At 59.0% G+C, this 20965-nt stretch carries 14 protein-coding genes; 7 read left to right on the top strand and 7 right to left on the bottom strand.

The window, feature by feature from the left end:
* Window positions 1–172: 172 nt before the first annotated feature.
* Window positions 173–1057, bottom strand: coding sequence for a dihydropteroate synthase (locus VJ698_RS01370; protein WP_324100853.1), 885 nt, complete (start codon window positions 1055–1057; stop codon window positions 173–175).
* Between the two features lie 508 nt (window positions 1058–1565).
* On the opposite strand from VJ698_RS01370, the gene VJ698_RS01365 reads away from it, so the two are divergent.
* The 5 genes from VJ698_RS01365 to VJ698_RS01345 are packed head-to-tail and all read left to right on the top strand — an operon-like array spanning window position 1566 to window position 6815.
* On the top strand, window positions 1566–2168 hold the full coding sequence (locus VJ698_RS01365) for a TetR/AcrR family transcriptional regulator (RefSeq protein ID WP_324100852.1): 603 nt from the start codon (window positions 1566–1568) through the stop codon (window positions 2166–2168).
* Window positions 2165–3319, top strand: a complete 1155-nt coding sequence (locus VJ698_RS01360; RefSeq protein ID WP_324100851.1) for an efflux RND transporter periplasmic adaptor subunit — start codon at window positions 2165–2167, stop codon at window positions 3317–3319. The genes VJ698_RS01365 and VJ698_RS01360 overlap by 4 nt, the downstream gene beginning before the upstream one ends.
* On the top strand, window positions 3316–4518 hold the full coding sequence (locus tag VJ698_RS01355; RefSeq protein ID WP_324100850.1) for an ABC transporter permease: 1203 nt from the start codon (window positions 3316–3318) through the stop codon (window positions 4516–4518). Before VJ698_RS01360 ends, VJ698_RS01355 begins: the two co-directional genes overlap by 4 nt.
* A gap of 1 nt (window position 4519) precedes the next feature.
* Window positions 4520–5260, top strand: a complete 741-nt coding sequence (locus VJ698_RS01350) for an ABC transporter ATP-binding protein (RefSeq protein WP_324100849.1) — start codon at window positions 4520–4522, stop codon at window positions 5258–5260.
* 55 nt (window positions 5261–5315) lie between these two features.
* Window positions 5316–6815, top strand: coding sequence for an efflux transporter outer membrane subunit (locus VJ698_RS01345; RefSeq protein ID WP_324100848.1), 1500 nt, complete (start codon window positions 5316–5318; stop codon window positions 6813–6815).
* A gap of 89 nt (window positions 6816–6904) precedes the next feature.
* On the opposite strand, the gene VJ698_RS01340 is transcribed toward VJ698_RS01345, so the two are convergent.
* The 3 genes from VJ698_RS01340 to VJ698_RS01330 all read right to left on the bottom strand — a co-directional run bounded on the left by VJ698_RS01340 (window position 6905) and on the right by VJ698_RS01330 (window position 14336).
* The gene (locus VJ698_RS01340; RefSeq protein WP_324100847.1) at window positions 6905–9754 is read right to left on the bottom strand and encodes a bifunctional diguanylate cyclase/phosphodiesterase; all 2850 of its coding nucleotides are present in this window, start codon (window positions 9752–9754) and stop codon (window positions 6905–6907) included.
* Window positions 9755–9911: 157 nt separating this feature from the next.
* On the bottom strand, window positions 9912–11495 hold the full coding sequence (locus tag VJ698_RS01335) for a methyl-accepting chemotaxis protein (RefSeq protein WP_324100846.1): 1584 nt from the start codon (window positions 11493–11495) through the stop codon (window positions 9912–9914).
* Between the two features lie 105 nt (window positions 11496–11600).
* On the bottom strand, window positions 11601–14336 hold the full coding sequence (locus VJ698_RS01330; RefSeq protein WP_324100845.1) for a bifunctional diguanylate cyclase/phosphodiesterase: 2736 nt from the start codon (window positions 14334–14336) through the stop codon (window positions 11601–11603).
* A gap of 320 nt (window positions 14337–14656) precedes the next feature.
* Between VJ698_RS01330 and VJ698_RS01325 the strand changes: the two genes are divergently transcribed.
* Window positions 14657–15157, top strand: a complete 501-nt coding sequence (locus VJ698_RS01325; RefSeq protein ID WP_324100844.1) for a bacteriohemerythrin — start codon at window positions 14657–14659, stop codon at window positions 15155–15157.
* Between the two features lie 242 nt (window positions 15158–15399).
* Window positions 15400–17046: a methyl-accepting chemotaxis protein gene (locus tag VJ698_RS01320; RefSeq protein WP_324100843.1), complete on the top strand. Its 1647-nt coding sequence runs from the start codon at window positions 15400–15402 to the stop codon at window positions 17044–17046.
* A 33-nt stretch (window positions 17047–17079) separates the two neighbouring features.
* Here VJ698_RS01320 and VJ698_RS01315 read toward each other — a convergent pair whose 3' ends face one another.
* Genes VJ698_RS01315 through VJ698_RS01305 form a run of 3 tightly spaced genes read right to left on the bottom strand, consistent with a single transcriptional unit; the run spans window position 17080 to window position 20950 of the window.
* Window positions 17080–18510: an aldehyde dehydrogenase family protein gene (locus VJ698_RS01315; RefSeq protein ID WP_324100842.1), complete on the bottom strand. Its 1431-nt coding sequence runs from the start codon at window positions 18508–18510 to the stop codon at window positions 17080–17082.
* A 9-nt stretch (window positions 18511–18519) separates the two neighbouring features.
* Window positions 18520–19743 carry a CaiB/BaiF CoA-transferase family protein gene (locus VJ698_RS01310; RefSeq protein ID WP_324100841.1) on the bottom strand — a complete coding sequence of 408 codons (1224 nt, stop codon included), beginning with the start codon at window positions 19741–19743 and terminating at the stop codon, window positions 18520–18522.
* 13 nt (window positions 19744–19756) lie between these two features.
* Window positions 19757–20950: an acyl-CoA dehydrogenase gene (locus VJ698_RS01305; protein WP_324100840.1), complete on the bottom strand. Its 1194-nt coding sequence runs from the start codon at window positions 20948–20950 to the stop codon at window positions 19757–19759.
* Window positions 20951–20965 lie beyond the last annotated feature (15 nt).

The following is a 20965-nucleotide window of genomic DNA, read 5'->3' as shown; positions in this document are numbered from 1 at the left end:
CGTTCAGAAGCGAAACCACGTCCCCTCCCGCGTCAACCGCCCCCTGAACAATCGCCACCACCGTCTTGCGGTCGCCCTTGCAGATCGCGTTGAACAGCGCATCTCTATCAGTCACGTCCTCTTCCTTTCGCAGATATCCAGATCTTCATGACAGCCCCGCCGGCGCCGTCCATCAATCACCGCGGTAAAGCTGTTGAATCCGTAGAATCGCGTCGATTCCATCCAGCTCAAGCGATTCGCAAACACCTCGCATCACCATGTTGTCGTCTGAGAGACGCTCGTAGCCTCTCCCTGGTGTTCCAAGCACGGTATCCAGGCCAAACGGCGTGGTCAAAGTAAGGAAGGCCGACTCGATTTGTGCCTTAAGAGAACTTCCATCGATGGCTTTCGCTGGAAGCATGATGCTAATGTTCGACAAACCCACCGACATGTGAACACCCTTCAACTCCTCGTCGCTGCCAATCGCTCGGATTGCATCGACAGCCATTCGAGTCAAACCTTCCATATCGGCGCCGATCGGCCCGACGGAGACATCGACGAACAAGTCATCAAGGGTAAGTCCGGCTTTGGTATCCAGGATTTTCTTGGCCATACGCCTTGCCGTCTCATGCACTTCTTGTGCCGTCTTGTTCGCAATTCGCTTGCCGTTTTGTTCGCGCTCGGATGCCATCAATACAAAGCGACACGGGGAAATTTTCAACAGGTCCAGCATTTCCCACCGCAATTCCGATATTGAGTTAACAATGGGAAGCTGCCCACCAGCTTTCTCTCGGTCGTACGCTTTCAGGCAGCGCGCCTGTACGTCGGCATTTGGGAAATCAAACGAGAGTGGTACCGAGACGACCTGCTGGACAGCCTTGATCACCTCAGTCATAAACTCTGGCCTGGTGACGGCTTTGTCGCCGATATTGATGTTGATGTAGCTGGCGCCATTTCGCACCTGCTCGGCAGCGAGAGCTTGAATTCCGGCGACATTCTCGCTATCGAATAAGAGCTTGCTGCTCTTAAATCCCGGATTGATTCGTTCGCCGATAATTTTCAAATTTTCGAAGGCCATGTGCTGAATCAAGATGTTTATATTGGTTGCGCCAAACGAACTAGTTCATCTACAGCTAGCCCGGTGTCCCACCGAGGCTGACAGTTAAGCCCGCAAAGCCGCCCTTGCGTGAAAAGACAACGAAACGCAAGGCCGAAGCTCTTGTCTGCTTCGTGATGAAGTAATTGCATATTCGACATAGAATCAACTGAGCGCTCAATTGTCTGTGGTGTTTTAGTTCACATGCAAACGTATGCAAGTTTGCTCCGCGGTTTTTTAGCTGTCAACTTCTTTTTGTTATCTTTTCGTCCGTGTGGACGATGAATATGAGGACGTTTAATTAGGATGAGAGGATTGATCCTAGCCGCATGCATGCGTATGCATTTCGATTTTTGGATTGACTCCGTTGTAGGTCACCGCCTCCAGGGGAAAGCAATCGATACGGCTCGGCAACTGCACATAAGCCGGGAGTTGACATTTCCAACTTTCCGCGTAAGCTAGTAATAAGTTACTTACTTAAGGTCAGAACATGCAAGGACCAGGCAAACTGCCGGCCGATGAGCGCCGTGCCGTCACCGTCGATACCGTCGTCGAACTCGCGGCCGAACAGAATCCGAGCGAGATCACGACGTCGGCCATTGCCAAACGCATGGGGCTCACCCAAGGCGCGCTGTTCCGGCACTTCCCGACCAAAGATGCCATCCTGCAGGCGGTGATGGAATGGGTGGCGGACCAGTTGCTCTCACGCGTGGACAAGGCCGCCGAAGGGGCATCCTCGCCCGCCGGGGCATTGGAAGCGGTGTTCATGGCACACGTCGACTTTGTTGTGCAGCGCCCGGGCGTGCCGCGCATCATCTTTGGCGAACTGCAGCGCGCCGAAGAGACCGCGGCTAAAAAGCTGGTACAGGCCATCGTGCGCCGCTACGGCGAACGCGTGCGCAAGCTGATCGAAGCGGGCAAGGTCAGCGGTGAACTCGATCCGGGCGTTGATAGCGATGCCGCTGCGGTCCTTTTCATCGGCACTATCCAGGGCCTGGTGATGCAATCCCTGCTGGCAGGCGACGTCGGCCGCATGCGCCGCGACGCCCCGCGTATCTTCACCATCTACTTCCGCGGCATCAGGAGCGCATGATGAAACTCCCTTCAATGCAACGCCGCACGCTGGCACTGCTGGTTGTGCTCGTGCCTCTTCTGATCCTTTTTGCCTGGGTCGCACTGCGCTCAGGGCCCCTCGCGCCAGTGCCGGTGACAGTAGCAACCGTCGAGAGCCGCGCCATCGAGCCGGCCCTTTTCGGAATCGGCACCGTGGAATCGCAGTACACCTACCGGGTTGGACCGACTGTCGCCGGACGCGTGCGACACCTGGACGTGCAAGTCGGCGATCGCGTGAAGGCGGGACAGGTGCTGGGAGAAATGGATCCGGTCGATATCGATGACCGGGTCCGCGCCCAAGAGGCCGCATTCAAACGCGCTGAAGCGCAACTGATCGAGGCACAGTCACGCCATGCCTATGCGCAAGCTCAGGCGCGCCGCTACGAACAATTACTGGCGGCACGCTCGACCAGCGAGGAAATCGTCGCGACTAAACAGCATGAATTACACATTGCGGAAGCCAGTCTGAATGGCACGCGCGAAGAGCTTGCGCGCGTACGCGCAGAGCGCGAAGGCCTGGTTGCACAGCGGCGGAACTTGCGGCTGGTCGCCCCCTTCGACGCCCTGGTCACCGCGCGCCACGCCGACCCCGGCACGACGGTCGTGGCCGGACAGAGCGTCGTCGAACTGATCGATCCGAAGAGCCTGTGGATCAATGTTCGCTTCGACCAGTCCCAGGCGCATGAGCTCGCGCCCAATCTGCCGGTACGGATTGTGCTGCGTTCACGTGGTGGCGTCACCCTCACCGGCTTCGTGTTGAGGGTCGAGCCGCTCGCCGACTCGGTCACCGAAGAAACGCTCGCCAAGGTGATGTTCAACCAGCTTCCGGATCCGCTGCCGCCACTCGGCGAGCTGGCGGAAGTCACCGCCATCCTGCCGGCGCTGCCAGCGGCGCCGGTCGTTCCGAATGCCGCGGTCAAGCGTGTCAATGGCGTGCCTGGCGTCTGGAAGCTCGATGACGGCGACCTGCGCTTTGCGGCGATCATCCCGGGAAGCACCGATCTCGATGGACGCGTCCAGGTGCGTAGTGGTGTCCAGCCGGGAGATCGCGTGGTCGTGCACACGGCCAAGGCCTTGCATACCCAGAGCCGCGTCCAAGTCGTTGACCGCCTTTCGGGGCTGAAATCATGATCAGCCTGGCCGGCCGTGACATTCTCCATACGTGGGGCAAGTTCGTCTTCACCGGCATCGGATTGGGCCTGCTGATCGGCGTGACGCTCACCATGGCGGGCGTGTATCGCGGCATGGTGAATGACGCCAAGGTGCTGCTCGACAATAGCGGCGCGGACCTGTGGGTTGCCCAGAAAGACACGCTCGGTCCGTACGCCGAGTCGTCGAGCCTGTACGACGACACCTGGCGCAGCATTCGCGCCATGCCCGGGGTGGCGCAGGCGGCGAATGTAACCTACCTGACGATGCAGGTGCGCCTCGGCGATCGCGACGTGCGCGTGCTGGTGAGCGGCATCGCTGCGGGCGGGCCGGGCACGCCCGGATGGCCCTCTTTTCTCGTCGCGGGCCGCCAGATCACACGCAGTCACTACGAAGCGGTAGCCGATGTCGCCACCGGCTTCCACCTGGGCGACACCATCCGTATCCGGCGCCATGGCTACACGGTGGTAGGTCTGACGCAGCGCATGGTCTCGTCCAATGGCGATCCCATGGTGTTCATCCCCATCAAGGATGCCCAGGAAGCGCAGTTCCTCAAGGACAACGACGCCATCCATCAGCAGCGCCGCCGTACGGCGGAGAATCCGGCCTTCAACCGCGCCGGCGTGCCGGATCTGCTGGATGCGGTGATCGCCTCGCAAAGCACGAATCCGTATGTGAATGCCGTCCTGGTGCAACTGGCACCCGGCCATGCGCCGGCTGACGTCGCCACTGCAATCCGTCGCTGGAAACGCTTGCAGGTCTATGACCGCGCACAAATGGAGGACATCCTCGTCGGCAAGCTGATCGCAACCTCGGCCAGGCAGATCGGCATGTTCCTCGTGATCCTGGCGATCGTCAGTGCCGCGATCGTTGCCTTCATCATCTACACGCTCACGCTCGGCAAGATCCGGGAAATCGCCGTGCTCAAGCTGATCGGTACCCGCAACCGCACCATTGCCGGCCTCATCCTGCAGCAGGCCGTCGCGCTGGGCGTGATCGGCTTCGTTGTCGGCAAGATCACTGCGACATTCTGGGCACCCGTCTTTCCAAAACATGTGCTGCTGGAGCCGGGTGACTCCGCTACCGGTTTCGTCATCGTGGTGGCGATCTGCATCCTGGCGAGCGTGGTTGCCATTCATGCAGCGCTCAAGGTGGATCCGGCCGAAGCGATCGGGGGCTGAAATGACCGGTAAGGGTATCCGCATCGAAGGTCTGAAGAAACGCTATGGCAGCGGTGATACCGCAGTCGATGCGCTCAAGGCGGTCGACCTGCATGTCGAGCCAGGTGAAGTGGTCGGCTTGATCGGCCCTTCCGGATCGGGCAAGTCGACGTTGCTCAAGTGCCTGGGCGCGGTGATCGAGCCGACCGCCGGCCGCATGGTCCTTGGCGACGATGTGATTTACGATGACGGATGGAAGGTACGCGACTTGCGCGCCTTGCGCCGCGACCGCATCGGATTCGTGTTCCAGGCGCCGTACCTGATCCCCTTTCTCGACGTCACCGACAATGTTGCGCTGTTGCCGATGCTGGCGGGGATGCCGAACGCGCAGGCCCGGCGACAGGCGCGCGAGCTGCTGGATGCGCTGGACGTCGCTCACCGCGCGCAGGCCATGCCCTCACAGCTCTCGGGCGGGGAGCAGCAGCGCGTAGCGATTGCGCGCGGCCTGGTCAACAGGCCGCCGGTGATCCTTGCCGACGAGCCCACTGCCCCACTCGACAGCGAGCGCGCGATGGCAGTCATCGGCATCCTGAACGACATGGCCCGCAAGTTCGAGACGGCCGTCATTGTCGTTACGCACGATGAAAAGATCATACCGACCTTCCGGCGCATCTACCACATACGCGATGGCGTGACCTACGAAGAGGCTGGCGAGGGTCGTTCTATCGCGTTGGCGGTATCTGGCATCGCGGCACCGGGATGATGGTTGCCATGAGGGCTGAAACATCATCCCTGCGAGGACTACGAGGAGCGAACTCATGAAATACCTTGAAGCGCGCATGCCGGCACTGGTGTTCGCCGGACTGCTGGCCGGATGTGCGGCCGGCCCTGATTTCGTACGGCCGGATGTGTCTGCTATCGCCACCACCGATCCCGGCGCCATGTTTCCCACGCAAACGGTATCGACGCCTGTCGCCCATGGTGGCGCACAACACCTCAAACGCCCAACGACGGTGGACATGCAGTGGTGGCGCGCATTCGATTCCGAAAAGCTGACGGCGCTGATCGTCGCCGCGCTGGCGAACAGTCCGACTATCGCCGCGGCACAGGCCAGGCTGCGCCAGGCCGAAGAGACGCTGGCGGCCCGCAACGGCGCAACTGCCTATCCGCTGGTGGACGCCAACCTCAACGCGCAGCGCCAGCAGGCAAACCCGGCAGCCCAAGGCCTGCCGGGAAACACTCGTACCTTCGACCTGTACGGTGGATCGATCGGAATCCGTTATAACTTCGACCTCGCCGGGGGCAACCGGCGCGCGCTTGAGGCACTGGCAGCCCAAGTGGATTACCAGCGCTTTCAGTGGGAGGGGGCGCAGCGTGCGCTTGCGGCAAACATCGCGTCAACCGCCATCGTACAAGCGCGACTCGCCGCCCAGCTCAAGGCCAGCGAAGCGATTTTGCATGGGCAGCAAGAGCAACTGGATGTCGCGCTGGAGCGCGTGCGACTTGGAGAAGCAGCGCCTGACGACGTCCTGGCATTGCGCACGCAGCTCGAACAGACCCGCGCCGGCATCCCTACCCTGCGCAACCAGCACCAGCATACCGGGCACCTGTTGGCTGTGCTGACCGGGCGTGCACCGGGCGACAGTGATCTGCCGTCATTCACACTGGAGGATTTCGTCCTGCCTGCTGAACTGCCGGTCGTGGTGTCATCTGAACTCGTACGACGCCGCCCGGACATCCGCGCCTCGGAAGCGCTGCTGCATGCGGCCAACGCCGAATATGGCGTCGCAGTGGCGAATCTTTATCCCCAGCTCAACCTCAGCGCCAGCCTCGGTTCGCAAGCCCTGAGTTCGGCTGCCTTGTTCGGCAGCGGCTCGCTCGTCTGGAGCCTTATGGGCCAGATCACCCAGCCCCTGTTCAATCCTGGTTTGCCGGCGGAGAAACGGCGTGCGCTCGCGGCCTTCGATGCCGCCGCTGCAAATTACCATAGCGTCGTTCTCGAATCCTTGCGGCAGGTTGCCGATATTCTTCGATCCGTCGAGAACGATGCGCAAGTGCTGGCGGCACAGGCTGCAGCCGGACGGTCTGCACAGGAATCGCTCACCTCGATGCAGCACAAGTATCGCCTCGGTGCCGCGAGTTATCTGCAGCTTCTTATCACGCAGCAACAGGCGCAGCAGGCAGAGTTTGGCCTGATCGCGGCGCAGGCGCAGCGCCTGTCCGACTCGGTGGCGCTATTCGACGCAATGGGCGGCCCCTCTGGAGATAGCGAACATGTCAGGGAGACAGTCCATTTGGCCGGCACGGAGATGCGCTGACCGTTCCTGCCACCTCGTTCAGGTGCGCCGCACCTGCCTCGGCTTGGGCGCCCCTGCATCGATGCCGTGAATCCCGGTGTCACGAGAACCTATGCACGAAGGAATTCCTCAAGTTGCTTTGCAGGCACCGCCGGGGAAAACAGATATCCTTGCGCAAAGTCGCAACCCATCTCTAACAATAGCGCGCGCTGCTCTTCGGTCTCTACTCCCTCGGCAATGACCTTGATGCCAAGTCGGTGCGCCATCTCGATCAGCGCGGCATAAAGCGCCAAGCCATCCGAGCCTGGTTCCAATCCTGTAACGAACGAGCGATCGATCTTGAGGTAATCAATGTCCATCCTGCTGAGGTAGGAAAGCGACGAATAGCCTGTGCCGAAATCGTCGATCGATACTTTTATGCCTGCTTCGCGCAGACGCCTCAGTTGCGCGGTAACGGTATCGCTCGATTCGAGCAGTAAGCCTTCCGTGATTTCAATCACGAGCCGATCGCGGGGAATACCCATATCCTGAAGGCGTTCAGACCAGCATTCCTGCCCGAAACGAGCCTTCCGGTACTGGGCAGGCGAGGTATTTACGCTGATTTGAAATGCTGCATCAATCTGGTTCCATCGCACCAGTTGTTGTACCGCTTCTTGCAGTACCCAGTTTCCCAATTCCACGATCTGCCCCGTATCCTCAGCGATCGGAATGAATTCGGCAGGATGGACGAGCCCCCGCGCCGGATGGTGCCAACGCAGCAGCGCCTCGGCTTTCTCGATTTGATTGGTTCGCAGGTTAATGATCGGCTGGTAGTACAGTTCCAGCTCTCCCTTGGGAATGGCATGATGCAAATCGCTGGCCGTTCGCCGTCGCAGCTGAGCCTTTTCCTGCATCGACGGGGTAAAGTAGTGATAACGGTTGCGCCCTTCTTCCTTCGCCGCGTACATGGCCTGATCGGCATTCTTGATCAAGTCCTCCGCATCGAGTGCGTCCTGAGGATAAAACGTAATGCCAATGCTGCCGGAAATATAGGCCATTTCCTCACCAAGGAGGAACGGTTCGGCGAGGTTTTCGAGCACATCCCGCGCAACCCTTTCGACGTCGCGCTCCGAGGACAGTTCTCCCAGAATCATCGTGAACTCGTCCCCGCCCAAACGAGCCACCGTGTCCGACTCCCGTACACAGTTCGTGAGCCGCAATGCCGCTTGTTTCAGCAGGTTGTCACCACGACCGTGGCCAAGCGTGTCATTCACTTCCTTGAAGCGGTCCAGGTCAATGAACAGGAGGGCCATTGACAGGTGCGCACGGTGCGCCTTCTTGATCTCCTGCTCCAGGCGGTCACGGAACATCAGGCGATTTGGCAACTGCGTCAGTGCGTCGAAATTTGCCTGTGTCCACACCAGCTCATCGGTCTTTTTCTTTTGCGTGATGTCGGAAAACAAGGCGATTCGCCGAAACACCTCGCCTTCCTCGGTATAGGAAGTATTGATCGTGAGCCATTCCGCGTAGAGTTCGCCGTTTTTACGACGATTCCACATCTCGCCTTGCCAGTGCCCGACTGTCGTCAAGGCGTGCCACATGCCCTCATAGAACGCCGGGTCGTGTCGGCCAGAGCGCAGGATGCTGATCCGACGGCCCACCGCTTCTTCACGCGAGTAGCCGGTAATCTTGGTAAATGCAGGGTTCACGTCGATGATGACGCCGTGTGCATCCGTGATCGTCATGCCTTCTCCGCTATGGCGATACACCATGGCGGCCACCCGCATCGACTCTTCCGCCTTTTTTCGTTCGGTAATGTCGAGCATGATGCCGATCGTGGCAATACGCTCGCTCAGTTCCATTGTCGACCCGAATACCTCGAGATCGAACGTTGTCCCGTCACTTCTGCGTCCGCGCCGCTCGTAATGGACGCCGCGCGCGTCACCACGAACGCGGCGCGCGACATTTGTCTCGACCAACAGGCGGTCCGCTTCCGGCACGAGCTCCAGCACGGTCACCGACGACTCCATCTGCTCACGCGTGTATCCAAACATCTGTGCCATTTTGTCGTTGACGAAACGGAACCTTCCGTCTTGCGCGATATAGACGCCAACGACCGAGTTTTCCGCAAGTCCGCGAAACATGCCCTCCGCTTGAGTCAGATTCTTTCGCTCGTGCTCAATACTCGCCACGAGAGCTCCGATGCGTTGCGCCGAGGTATTGAACGTATCGGCCAACAGTCCGATCTCGTCGTTGGCATGGTACTCGACCCGGGCATGATAGTTGCCGTCGGCGAGCCTCCGGCTTTGCTCGGCGATACTGCGCAACGGGACGACAATCTGTCGTCGTCCAATCAGCATGATGCCCGCGAGGACAACGATATCAGTCAGAAGGAGCAGATAGGTCGCGCCCATGACGCGGTCTTGCCTGTATTGCGCATCGATCGTCATCGACGCCATCAACTGCTCCGCGCTGTGGAGCATGCGCGCTGCAGATTCACTGATCTGCCCCACGACCGTAATGCGCGGCATGTCTGCGCTGTCGGACGCCAGCGCGCCTTCAATCTCCTTGCGAAAAGCAGTCCACTCGCCGCGTATCACGTCCAGTTCGAATCGGTGCCCGGCCGAGATCGGCTTGATGTCATAGCCATGGATACGACCGCCACGTTGCAGAATGTCCAGCACAAGCTCGTACTCGTGCAGATGGGAGCTGGCGGCGGCCCTGCCCGGTTGCCAGCTATTCAGCGACGTCACCGTGTCCAGTGCAATCTGCTGACTGAGGTAGCGCAATGTGCCGGCGACATTCATGATCGCAGCCACCCCGCGGAATTCCTGCAGGATAGACCGGACAATGATCACATTCGCCACCGCGACCAGAAAGATGATGACAAACACCATACCCAGCTTGTGGCTGATCGAGCGCGGATATAAGGCCATGTAATGGCGCAAGACTTTTACTTCATTTGTCACTTCGGTTGTCATCTCACAGCTACTTCCAGATCCGTTCGAATTGCAGCATCACGTTTCGTACCGGCTCTTCGTCGTTCGCGTTCGTGCATTCGTCTTTGTTCGACAAACGTCAGCCTGTTGCCGGAGTCTCTACCAATTATTAGCATGTTCGTCACGATCGTCGGACATCTCATGCCATAGTCAACCGCAGGCGTTGCGGTGACTCTTCCGGCGCCGCAAGTTTGAATACCGCCACCGTCTCCACCAGTACAGTCGCCTGTTTCTGCAAGGTGGCGGACGCTGCGGCAGCTTGTTCTACCAAAGCGGCATTTTGCTGCGTGACCGTATCCATCTGCGCGATGGCGAGGTTGATCTGCTCAATCCCGGCAGACTGCTCTTGCGACGCCATGCTAATTTCACCAACGATATCGCTCACGCGCTTGATGCCATCGACGACCTGGCGAATGGAGCCTTCCGCGCGCGTTGCGAGTCCGGCGCCGGCACTCGCCTGTTCCGCGGACGCGTTGATCAGCGCCTTGATTTCCCGGGCGGCCGAGGTGGTGTGTTGCGCAAGGTTGCGCACTTCGGAAGCCACCACCGCGAAGCCACGACCCTGCTCCCCGGCACGGGACGCTTCCACGGCGGCATTGAGCGCCAGGATATTGGTCTGGAACGCGATGCCGTCAATGAGTCCAATAATCTCGACAATGCGCTTTGCCGAATCGTTGATGGCTCCCATGGTGTCAACCATTTGTGACATCACGACGGCGCCGTCGGTTGCTGTTTGTGCAGCGGAGACCGCCAGGGTATTCGCCTGCACTGCATTTGCCGCATTCTGTTTAACCGTCGACGTCAATTCTTCCATCGAAGATGCAGTTTCCTGGAGAGAGCTGGCTTGTGCTTCGGTGCGAGACGACAAGTCCATGTTGCCGGCGGCGATCTGCGTGGAGGCGGTCGCAATGGAATCCGTCCCCGACCTGACGCTTTCCGCGATGGCCAGCAGGGCGTCGTTCATGCCCTTCAGGGCTTGCATCATGCGCCCCATTTCGTCCTGTGCCCGAATCTGGAACGTCTGGGTCAGGTCGCCGCCGGCAATGGCCGCAGCAACCCGGATGACTTCGCCGAGCGGCCGCAAGATCGAACGCATGAGCCAGAGACCAACCAGAAGCGCGAAGGCAAGTCCAATGGACAGGGCAGCAAAACAGCTGTCACGCACCAGCTGGTAGGTATGCCTTTGCTGGTCACGATCATGCCGCGCAACATCCAATTGCAGCTGGATGAGATTGTCGATGTCGGCACGGACCAGCACAAACAGAGATTCCATCGGCCCGTTGAGAAGATCCAGTGCCTTTGCCATGTCGTCTTCACGTATCGCAGCAACAGCAGGCTGCAAGGCCTGCCGGACGAATTGGCTGCGATGCTCATCGAATTTCGTCGCCAGCCGTTTCTCCCCGGGTGTCAGGTCATGAGACAGGTAGGTCGTCCAGAGAGTCGATACTTGTCTGATATTTTCCTCCACTTCGTCCACGTAAGTGGCCGCAGCCTTGTGGTTGGCGGCTATCGCCCTCGCGACTGCAGAAGCGTTTTTGTCCAACAGCCTGACGATCTTGTCGAGCTGCCCAAGGGCCATCATTCGGTTGTCATACATGGACTCCAGGGACCGGTTTGCGGCGCTCAGGCTGACGAGCCCGATGATCGCGCCGACAACGAGCTGCGTTGAGAGAAACGCCAACGCGAGTATGAGCCGCGCCCTGATCGTAAGTGCTCCAAGCATCTCCTCACCCCTTTACTGTTCTTATAGGTGCTGCGCTTGCCGTGGATGTTCCAAGGCTATGTCTGCAGGCGGTTTCCTTGCTTCGGTAAAGATGAATTTCGAAATCTACGCCTCGTCGAGCGCGGGCATTACCCTGGCCCTTTCCGGCACGATTTGCAGATGCGGCGATGGACGGCTGATGTGATAGCCCTGCGCGAAATCGATGCCAAGATTAGCGACGGCATGGAGGACTTCTGCATCCTCTACAAATTCGGCGATTGTCTTGATCTTCAACTCCCTGGCGAGAGTCACGATGCTCTTGATGAAGGCCAGATACACTTCGTCGTGCAACATGTTGCGCACAAATTCCCCCTCGATCTTGATGTAGTCAACCGGGAACCGCTTGATGTACTGAAAGGACGAATAGCCAGAGCCGAAGTCATCGATGGCAAAGCTGAAACCTTGCATCTTGACGTCCAGGACGAACTTCTCCAGCAATGCCAGATTCCTGACTGTTTCGCGCTCGGTAATTTCAAACACGATGCGTTGGGGCGCAATGTCGAACTGCGCGGCCAGGGCGCCGACGCGGCTGGCAAACTCGCCGACGATCAGCGCTTTGGGCGAAAGATTGATGAACAACATGCCGTCGTAGCGTTGTGCCCTCACCTGTTGGAACGCCTTTTCAATGAGCTGATAATCCATCTTGTGCGCCAGCCCCATGTTCTCGGCTTCCTCGATGAACTCATTGGCGACAATCAATGTATCGCCCATCTGGATGCGCATCAAAAGCTCATGGATCACGACTTCACCGGTGTGTGCGTGGCAGATCGGTTGGAAGTAAGGCACGATTCTTTGCTGGTCCAGGGCGTTCTGGATCATGAGCGATTTTTCCCCGGCCTTCCTGAACACCTCCGCCATTTCATCCGCGCTGGGAACCGCAATGGCGTTCTTGCCGGAGTCCTTTGCCTTGTACATCATGTTGTCAGCGACGAGGAACAGGTCCTTGGGGTTGTCGCCGTGGTCCGGGCTGACTGCGATGCCGATCGAGGTAGTCGCCTTGATGGTGATGCCATCGGGCGTCGTCATGGAAAAGCCGTCCAGCAGTTCGGCGATCCGCTGGCCGACGAGATATGCCTGGGTCTCGGATGCGTCAGGGAGGATCACGCAGAACTCGTCGCCGCCATAGCGTGCAAGTAGGTCTCCGGCCCTGATAGCCTTGGTCAGCAGATTCGCGAAGGCCTGCAGGAAAGCATCCCCGAAGTGATGCCCGAAGCGGTCGTTGATGGTCTTGAAGTTATCAAGATCGAGCATCATCAGGGCAAACTGCTGACCATGCCGTCCGGATCGTCCGACCTCATATCCCAGCAATTCCCAGAACATGCGCTGGTTGTACAGGTCAGTGAGCGGGTCGCGTGTTGCGTAATGCTCGAGATCCTTGGTGTATTTGTAGATTGCCTTTACCGAGCCGACAAGATTCAAGAGCGTCGTCAGGATGCTGCCGATCACCATGTTCCGTATGTTGTCCTGGGCGAGCATGGACTGCACGCCGATGCCGACGATACCGCCGATCTTCGGCGCATCGAGAAACAGTGTCTTGGTCTGGACCTCAACATCTCGCGGCGTAAGTTCAGGCAACTTGTTCTGGTCGTCCGCCACGTTATGGACTATCTGCAGCAAATGGGCCCCATGAAAGAATGCATGCTGCTGCAACTGGTTCTGCACGATCGTCTCCAGCAAGGCCACCGTGGTAGCAGAGGGCTGGTTTCGCCAGAAGACCTCGCATTCATAGGCTTCGTCTTCGACCCGGAAGACGGTGACCAGCGCGTAGGCTTCGATAATGGGATTGATTTCGAGGAGAAGATTCTTGATGAACTCACGCCAGTCGCGTACGACATTGGACGTGATGATGAATTTCTCGAGCAACCGGATCTCAAACTCAAGCACGCCCTTGTCAACCGCGACAGCCCTGATCTTTTCCATGAGCAGGGCGACGTTGTCGAAGGCATGGTTGAATTCCCTGAAGCCGAAATCGACTTTGGCGATTTCAAGACGGTCAAAATCCTTGATGGTGTTGAATCTTTCGACCCGCTTGCGGAATAGAGTAATGGTCTGGTTAAGGCGTCCGGTGATAAAGCTGGTCAGCACGGCGCCGGCTAGCAGCACGAGCGTTCCGAGCGCCACGAAGAGCGCAATGTAATAAATCCGAACCGTCGGGGCCACCGGCTGCAGCTTATGGCGAATATCAATGACTCCCAATACAGTGCCTGACGTCGCGTTCTGATGGCAGCGGAGGCAGTCTGGACCGGCGATAACGGGGTAGGTGTATCTTGCCTGCTCTTTTTCTCTTATGAACGCAGGGCGCAAGCCATGCATCGTCTGACTGTCGATGTCGAGCGGAGGAGACAACTCCGGCTTTCCATAGAGTGCGACAACCTGCTCGCTGCGGTAGACATTGATCCGGTCCACGACGGTGGAAAACAGGGCCTTGCCGGAGTCAATCGTTTTCTCGATTTCGTCACGCGAGGCGCCTCGGCCGAGCGCCTGATAGATCGCGTCGACGTTCTGGTGCGCGACCTCGCGCGAGGTGGCCAAGGTGCGATCCTCAAGGAGCTTTTCGTAGAGAAGGGACGACGCCAGGGTGGCGCCGAGAAAGACCAGGGAGGCGACACCGACTGTGGCAATGAAGACGAATCCTCTCAGGGTACTTGTAATCCGCCTGAAAGCCCGCGCAAGCTCTTGCATTAGACAACCCTTCCGTGGATCACCGGCTCTCCTTCTTTGGACATGTAAAAACCTGGCAGCTTGTGGCGAATACGGATAGTCGGGAGCGAGCCATAACCGGGATGAAGACCGTTTAACCAAAAATCGGTTTCATGTTGCGTTACATGTTGCTGCGTATCAATAACTACGATGGTGTAGAGCTACTGCCAGTATTGAGGATGCTACTAACCCGGAGTGTCTAGTGTCGATTGGACGAACACCGCTATGGCGTACAGATGGACTGCGTCATCAAGTCCTCGCCGTCGACTGTGACCGAGATTCGGTAACACCACCGAAGCGATCTATGTATCTAGGTCAAATTCAAAAAAAATATTCAATCGAGAAAAGAGGCGCGCTATACAATTTCCTTAAAACGTATTGCCCTTTGGATTCGCGAGCAGCCCGTGGTTGGGGAGACAATAATGACGACTAAATCTTCTATCAGCTCTGGCGCTCATGCTGCCGACCCGCTGCCCTATTTCGTATGGTCAGATTCCCTCTTCACTGGTAATGAAGCAATCGACGCCGACCACCGGCGCCTTTTTGATATTGCAGAGCGTTTGCGCCGCGAAAGCTTACAGGCGCAAGACAATGCTGCGATCGGAAATAGCGTGGATGAGTTACTGGACTACGTGCAAGGGCACTTTGCGCGCGAAGAAGCACTCATGGCCGCGACCAACTACCCGGATCTAGAGCATCACCGGCTTGAACACACTCTTCTTACACGTCACGTACAAAAATTGACCAAAAGTTTCCGCGACGAGAAGCCGGTTGCCTCTACACAGATCTGGCAATTTCTTCGTCGGTGGCTGCGTTACCACATCATGGAGACGGATAGGGAAATGGCCAGTTATGCTGCCGCGGTAAGTTTGCACCACGCAGGGAACAAGGCTGACTCTCAGGCAGATTGCCTATCCAAATAGCGAGTTCGTCCTACACCCTTACTGCCGTATCGAGCCACGGTCAATCAGTAGTGCGCTAGCGCGGCGGAACCGCATACCGCCACATGCCGCGGTGGTGGCGGAAGCATTTGGCCCATCCTTCGAAAAAATACGACGAAAGACGAAGTGACACTGGTCAAAGCTGTATTTAAAATGCCGGTTTCTCGTTGGCCATGAGGCATGTGGCTAATCCCAAAACCTCTCCCGGCAATCACTAACAACAAATGCGCAAGAATCTACCTGTTACCCAGACGGAGTACGTCCTGCGGGATTCCGACACGATCGTCTCGAAGACTGACCTGAAAGGACGGCTTACCTATGTCAATGATGATTTCGTGCGTATCTGCGGTTTCACTGAAGCAGAACTTATCGGCAAGGCGCATAACATTGTTCGCCATCCAGATATGCCGGAGGAGGCGTTTGACGACCTATGGCGTACGCTCAAACGCGGAAAGGCATGGACGGGCCTTGTAAAGAACCGGTGTAAAAATGGCGACTTCTACTGGGTGGAGGCCAACGTCGCTCCCCTGATCGAGAATCACCAGATTGTTGGTTACACGTCGATCCGCAACAAGCCTGCGCCGGATGATGTCCGTGCTGCCGAGGAGGCGTATCGCGCGATTAGGGACGGCGACAAGAGTCTGGTCATTCGTGAAGGAAGAGCGGTACATCGCTCTTTGCTTCATGTTTTCGAGAAGGTCCGTCATCTTTCCGTCTCGGCCAAGATCAATGCAGCGTTTGGCTCGCTCGGCCTTCTTGCCATCATCAATGCGATACTGGTCTGGTTCATGCCTGACCAAAGCAGGGCCAGCCTTGCAGATTGGGTGACCGGCATGAGCATGCTAAGCGTGCTACTGGCGAGTACGTTCAGCTTCTTGTTTTATCGAAGCGTGGTGTCGCCGCTCAATCATGCATTGGATGACATCAAGCTGATGGCGTCCGGCGACCTGACTGGCAGCATTCATGCAACGGGCGATGACGAGGTGTCCCAGCTGATGCATGCATTGAAGATCCTGCAGATCAACGTCAAGCTGTTGATCGGCCAGATTACGCAGTCCAGCGACATCGTCAACTCCGGCGCGGGAGATATGGCAAGCGGCGTACTTGATCTATCGGCGCGCACGGAGTCACAGGCTTCGAGTCTCGAAGAAACTGCCGCCGCAATGGAACAGCTCACCTCTACCGTCAAGCAAAATGTCGACAGCGCGCATCAGGCCAGCGAACTGGTCACGGCGACATCGACGATTGCCGCAAAAGGCGGCAACGCGGTCAGCGATGTCGTCAGCACCATGGATTCGATCCGTGAGAGCTCAAGCAAGATCGTTGACATCATTGGAGTTATCGATGGCATTGCTTTTCAGACGAACATCCTTGCGTTGAATGCTGCTGTAGAAGCCGCGCGTGCCGGCGCGCAAGGCCGCGGCTTTGCGGTCGTCGCTGCGGAAGTGCGCACGCTTGCGCAGCGCAGCGCAACGGCGGCAAAGGAAATCAAGGAATTGATTGAAAACTCGGTGGAAAGAGTGAAGACCGGAAGCGTCCAGGTTGAGAACGCCGGACGGACGATGAGCGAGATCGTCGAATCGATTCAAAGCGCCGCCGTTCTGATGGCTGAGATTTCTACCGCTGGCCGTGAACAAAGCCAGGGTATCGACCAGGTCAATCAAGCGATTTGCCAGATGGATGAAATCACACAAAAAAATGCCGCGCTGGTGGAACAAGCGGCTGCGGCAGCGGGTGCCATGAAATCTCAGTCCGATCACCTGCGTAAAGTGGTAAGTACGTTCAAGCTAATATCTGATCACACCCCCGCTGATAACATCCCGGTCTCGTCAACGCTGCGCCTGACGTCAAATGAATCCCGGGCAGCATAGCAACAAGGGCACCAAACGACACAGGCGTCAGGATCAGGCCGCGGTATAGGCGGTTTTCACTGTGGTAAAGAATTCAGCCGCGTAGCTCCCCTGTTCACGCGAGCCGTAGCTCGATCCCTTGCGACCGCCGAACGGAACGTGGTAGTCGACACCAGCGGTTGGCACGTTGACCATCACCATGCCGGCCTGTGCATGCCGCTTGAAGTGCGTCGCATATTTGAGCGAGGTGGTGCAGATGCCGGCCGACAGGCCGAACTCGGTATCGTTGGACACCGCCAGCGCCTCTTCATAATCCGCGACCGGGATCGCGCACGCCACAGGGCCGAAGATTTCCTCACGCGCAATGCGCATGGCGCCGTGCGCGTCAGCGAACAGCGCGGGCGTCAGGTAGAAACCTTCCTTGTCGCGCCGCACGCGCTCGCCGCCGCATACCAGCCTCGCGCCTTCCTGCGCGCCGATCGCAATGTAGTCGAGGTCCTGCTGCAGCTGCGACTGATCGACCACCGGCCCGATGTCGGTGCCCGGCTTGAGGGCGTCGTCGATCTTGAGCGCCTGCAGGCGCTGGTGCATGGCGTCGATGAAGCGCGGGTAGATGCCTTTCTGGACGATGAAGCGGCTAGTCGCCGTGCAGCGCTGGCCGGTCGAGAAATACGCCGCCTGCACCACACAGTTGACCGCCACGTCGAGGTCTGCATCGTCGAGCACCACGGTCGGGTTCTTGCCGCCCATTTCGAGCTGGACCTTGGCAAAGCGCGCGGCGGTCCCGGCCAGGACCCGCCTGCCGGTCGTCACCGAACCGGTGAGGGTGATGGCGTTGACATCAGGGTGATCGATCAGTGCCTGGCCGACTTCGCCACCGCGCCCCATGACGAGGTTGAAGACGCCGGCCGGCAATCCGGAACGGCTGATAATCTCGGCCAGCGCCCAGGCCGATCCGGGTACCAGGTCGGCCGGCTTGAACACCACGCAATTGCCATACGCTAGCGCGGGCGCAATCTTCCACGCCGGGATCGCGATCGGGAAGTTCCACGGCGTGATGATGCCGATCACACCAACCGGTTCGCGGGTAATTTCCACGTCAACGCCGCTGCGTACCGACGGCAGCCGTTCGCCGCGCTGGCGCAGCACTTCGGCCGCGAAGAATTTGAAGATCTGTCCTGCGCGGGCCGCCTCGCCAATGCCTTCCGGCAGCGTCTTGCCCTCTTCGCGCGACAGCAGATGCCCGAGCTCTTCCTTGCGCGCGAGAATTTCGCTGCCGATGCGATCAAGAATGTCGGCTCGCTGCTGAATGTTCCCCGTGGACCAGCCCGGAAAGGCAGCACGCGCAGCGGCAATCGCCAGCCCGGCCTGTGCCTGGTCGGCCTGTGCATAGTGGTCGATGATGTCCGAAACGTCGGATGGATTGACGTTTTCCCGGACGCTGGTGCCGGGAACGAACTCGCCATGGATGAAGTTGTTTTTCATGGTGATCTTTCAAATGATGCCCGTTGCCGCGAGTGCGCCGATGCTTTCCTCTGACAGTCCGAGCGCTTCCCGCAATACCTGCGCCGTATGCTCGCCCAGCAGAGGCGGCGCGCGACGGTATTCGACCGGGGTCGCCGACAAGCGGATCGGATTGGCGACGGTTGGCACTTTGCCGGCCACGACATGGGGCAATTCCATGCGCAGCCCGCGCGCCTTGACCTGCGGATCGTCGTACATTGCCTTCAGGTCGTTGATCGGCCCGCACGGCACATTGGCCTCTTCAAGAGCGGTAATCCAGTGCTGCGTGGATTGGAACACCGTCGCCTGCCGCATCAGCGGGATCAGGATGTCGCGGTGCTTGACCCGTCCTGCATTGGTGGCGAAGCGCTCGTCAGCAGCCCACTCCGGATGGCCGAGCACGCGGCACAACGACGCGAACTGGCTGTCGTTGCCGACCGCCAGGATCATATTGCCGTCGGCAGTTGGGAAATCCTGATACGGCACGATGTTCGGGTGCGCATTGCCCATGCGTTGGGGCGCAACGCCGGTGGTCAGGAAATTCATGTTCTGGTTGGCCAGGCAGGCGATCTGCACGTCGAGCAGCGCGAGGTCGATGTGTTGCCCTTCGCCCGTGCGGTCGCGATGCGCCAGTGCCGCCAGCACACCGACTGTCGCGTACAGGCCGGTGAGCACGTCGGTCAGCGCCACGCCAACTTTCTGCGGCCCGGCACCCGGCTCGCCGTCACGCACGCCGGTGACGCTCATCAGGCCGCCAAGGCCCTGGATCAGGAAGTCATAGCCGGGACGGCTGGCGTACGGTCCCGTTTGGCCAAAGCCAGTGATCGAGCAGTACACCAGATTCGGATTGATCTCGCGCAGGCTGGCGTAATCAAGACCGTATTGCGTCAGTCCGCCGACCTTGAAGTTCTCCAGCACGACGTCGCATTCCCTGGCCAGTGCGCGGATCAGTTCCTGCCCCTCCGTGCTGCTGATATCGACAGTGACTGACCTCTTGTTCCTGTTGGCGCAAAGATAATAGGCTGCCTCCGACGTATCCTTGCCCTGCTCGTCGCGCAGGAAGGGCGGGCCCCAGGCGCGTGTGTCGTCACCTGCGCCGGGCCGCTCGATCTTGATGACGTCCGCGCCAAGGTCGGCCAGTAGCTGCCCGGCCCAGGGCCCGGCGAGCACCCGGGACAGGTCCAGCACGCGAATGTGCGAAAGTGCGCCGCTCATGCCCGGCCCCTTCTCACTGCCCGGCCTGGGATGCCTGGAACGCCTGGATCCCGGTCTGCGCACGCCCCAGGATCAGAGCGTGAATATCGTGCGTGCCCTCGTAGGTGTTGACCACTTCCAGGTTGACCAGGTGGCGCGCCACGCCGAACTCGTCGGAAATGCCGTTCCCACCCATCATGTCGCGTGCCAGACGGGCGATGTCGAGCGACTTGCCGCAGGAATTGCGCTTCAGGATCGAGGTGATTTCCACCGCCGCCGTGCCTTCATCCTTCATGCGACCCAGCCGCAGGCAACCCTGCAGGCCCAGCGTGATTTCAGTCTGCATGTTGGCCAGCTTGAGCTGGACGAGCTGATTGGCCGCCAGCGGCCGGCCGAACTGCTTGCGGTCCAGCACATACTGGCGTGCGCGATGCCAGCAATCTTCTGCCGCGCCCAGCGCACCCCAGGCGATCCCGTAACGTGCGGAATTCAAGCAGGTGAACGGCCCCTTCAGGCCGCGAATATCCGGGAACGCGTTCTCTTCAGGACAGAACACCTCATCCATCACGATCTCGCCGGTGATCGAGGCGCGCAGGCCAACCTTGCCGTGGATCGCGGGAGCAGACAATCCCTTCCAGCCCTTTTCCAGCACGAAGCCGCGAATCGCACCTTCGTCGTCTTTCGCCCACACGACGAATAGGTCGGCGATCGGGCTGTTGGTAATCCACATCTTGGCACCAGTAATTTGGTAGCCGCCTTCCACCTTGCGTGCTCGCGTGATCATGCTGCCAGGGTCGGAGCCGTGATTCGGCTCGGTGAGGCCGAAGCAGCCAATCAGCTTGCCGCTCGCCAGGCCAGGCAGGTATTTGCGTTTCTGCTCCTCGGTACCGAATTCGTAAATCGGCACCATGACCAGTGAAGACTGCACGCTCATCATCGAGCGGTAGCCGGAATCGACGCGCTCCACTTCACGTGCGATCAAGCCGTAGCTGACATAGTTCAGCCCGGCGCCACCGTACTCCGCTGGAATCGTCGGCCCCAGGAGTCCGAGTTCACCCATCTCACGGAAGATGGCTGGATCGGTGCTCTCGTGGCGGAATGCTTCAAGCACGCGCGGCGCAAGCTTGTCCTGGGCATACGCCTGCGCGGAATCGCACACCATGCGCTCTTCCTCGGTGAGCTGGCTGTCCAGCAGAAGCGGATCGGCCCAGTTGAATGCAGCTGTCATGAATTTCTCTCCTGA

Source organism: Noviherbaspirillum sp., assembly GCF_035254685.1.
Taxonomy (GTDB): domain Bacteria; phylum Pseudomonadota; class Gammaproteobacteria; order Burkholderiales; family Burkholderiaceae_D; genus Noviherbaspirillum.
The sequence above is the reverse complement of the archived record's forward strand: the minus strand, read 5'-3'. Positions and strand labels throughout refer to the sequence as shown.

What these genes read in the sequence shown, in the direction of transcription:
- VJ698_RS01370 (WP_324100853.1), bottom strand. Translation starts at nt 1,057, where the DNA reads ATGGCCTTCGAAAATTTGAAAATTATCGGCGAACGAATCAATCCGGGA.
- VJ698_RS01365 (WP_324100852.1), top strand. Translation starts at nt 1,566, where the DNA reads ATGCAAGGACCAGGCAAACTGCCGGCCGATGAGCGCCGTGCCGTCACC.
- VJ698_RS01360 (WP_324100851.1), top strand. Translation starts at nt 2,165, where the DNA reads ATGATGAAACTCCCTTCAATGCAACGCCGCACGCTGGCACTGCTGGTT.
- VJ698_RS01355 (WP_324100850.1), top strand. Translation starts at nt 3,316, where the DNA reads ATGATCAGCCTGGCCGGCCGTGACATTCTCCATACGTGGGGCAAGTTC.
- VJ698_RS01350 (WP_324100849.1), top strand. Translation starts at nt 4,520, where the DNA reads ATGACCGGTAAGGGTATCCGCATCGAAGGTCTGAAGAAACGCTATGGC.
- VJ698_RS01345 (WP_324100848.1), top strand. Translation starts at nt 5,316, where the DNA reads ATGAAATACCTTGAAGCGCGCATGCCGGCACTGGTGTTCGCCGGACTG.
- VJ698_RS01340 (WP_324100847.1), bottom strand. Translation starts at nt 9,754, where the DNA reads ATGACAACCGAAGTGACAAATGAAGTAAAAGTCTTGCGCCATTACATG.
- VJ698_RS01335 (WP_324100846.1), bottom strand. Translation starts at nt 11,495, where the DNA reads ATGCTTGGAGCACTTACGATCAGGGCGCGGCTCATACTCGCGTTGGCG.
- VJ698_RS01325 (WP_324100844.1), top strand. Translation starts at nt 14,657, where the DNA reads ATGACGACTAAATCTTCTATCAGCTCTGGCGCTCATGCTGCCGACCCG.
- VJ698_RS01320 (WP_324100843.1), top strand. Translation starts at nt 15,400, where the DNA reads ATGCGCAAGAATCTACCTGTTACCCAGACGGAGTACGTCCTGCGGGAT.
- VJ698_RS01315 (WP_324100842.1), bottom strand. Translation starts at nt 18,510, where the DNA reads ATGAAAAACAACTTCATCCATGGCGAGTTCGTTCCCGGCACCAGCGTC.
- VJ698_RS01310 (WP_324100841.1), bottom strand. Translation starts at nt 19,743, where the DNA reads ATGAGCGGCGCACTTTCGCACATTCGCGTGCTGGACCTGTCCCGGGTG.
- VJ698_RS01305 (WP_324100840.1), bottom strand. Translation starts at nt 20,950, where the DNA reads ATGACAGCTGCATTCAACTGGGCCGATCCGCTTCTGCTGGACAGCCAG.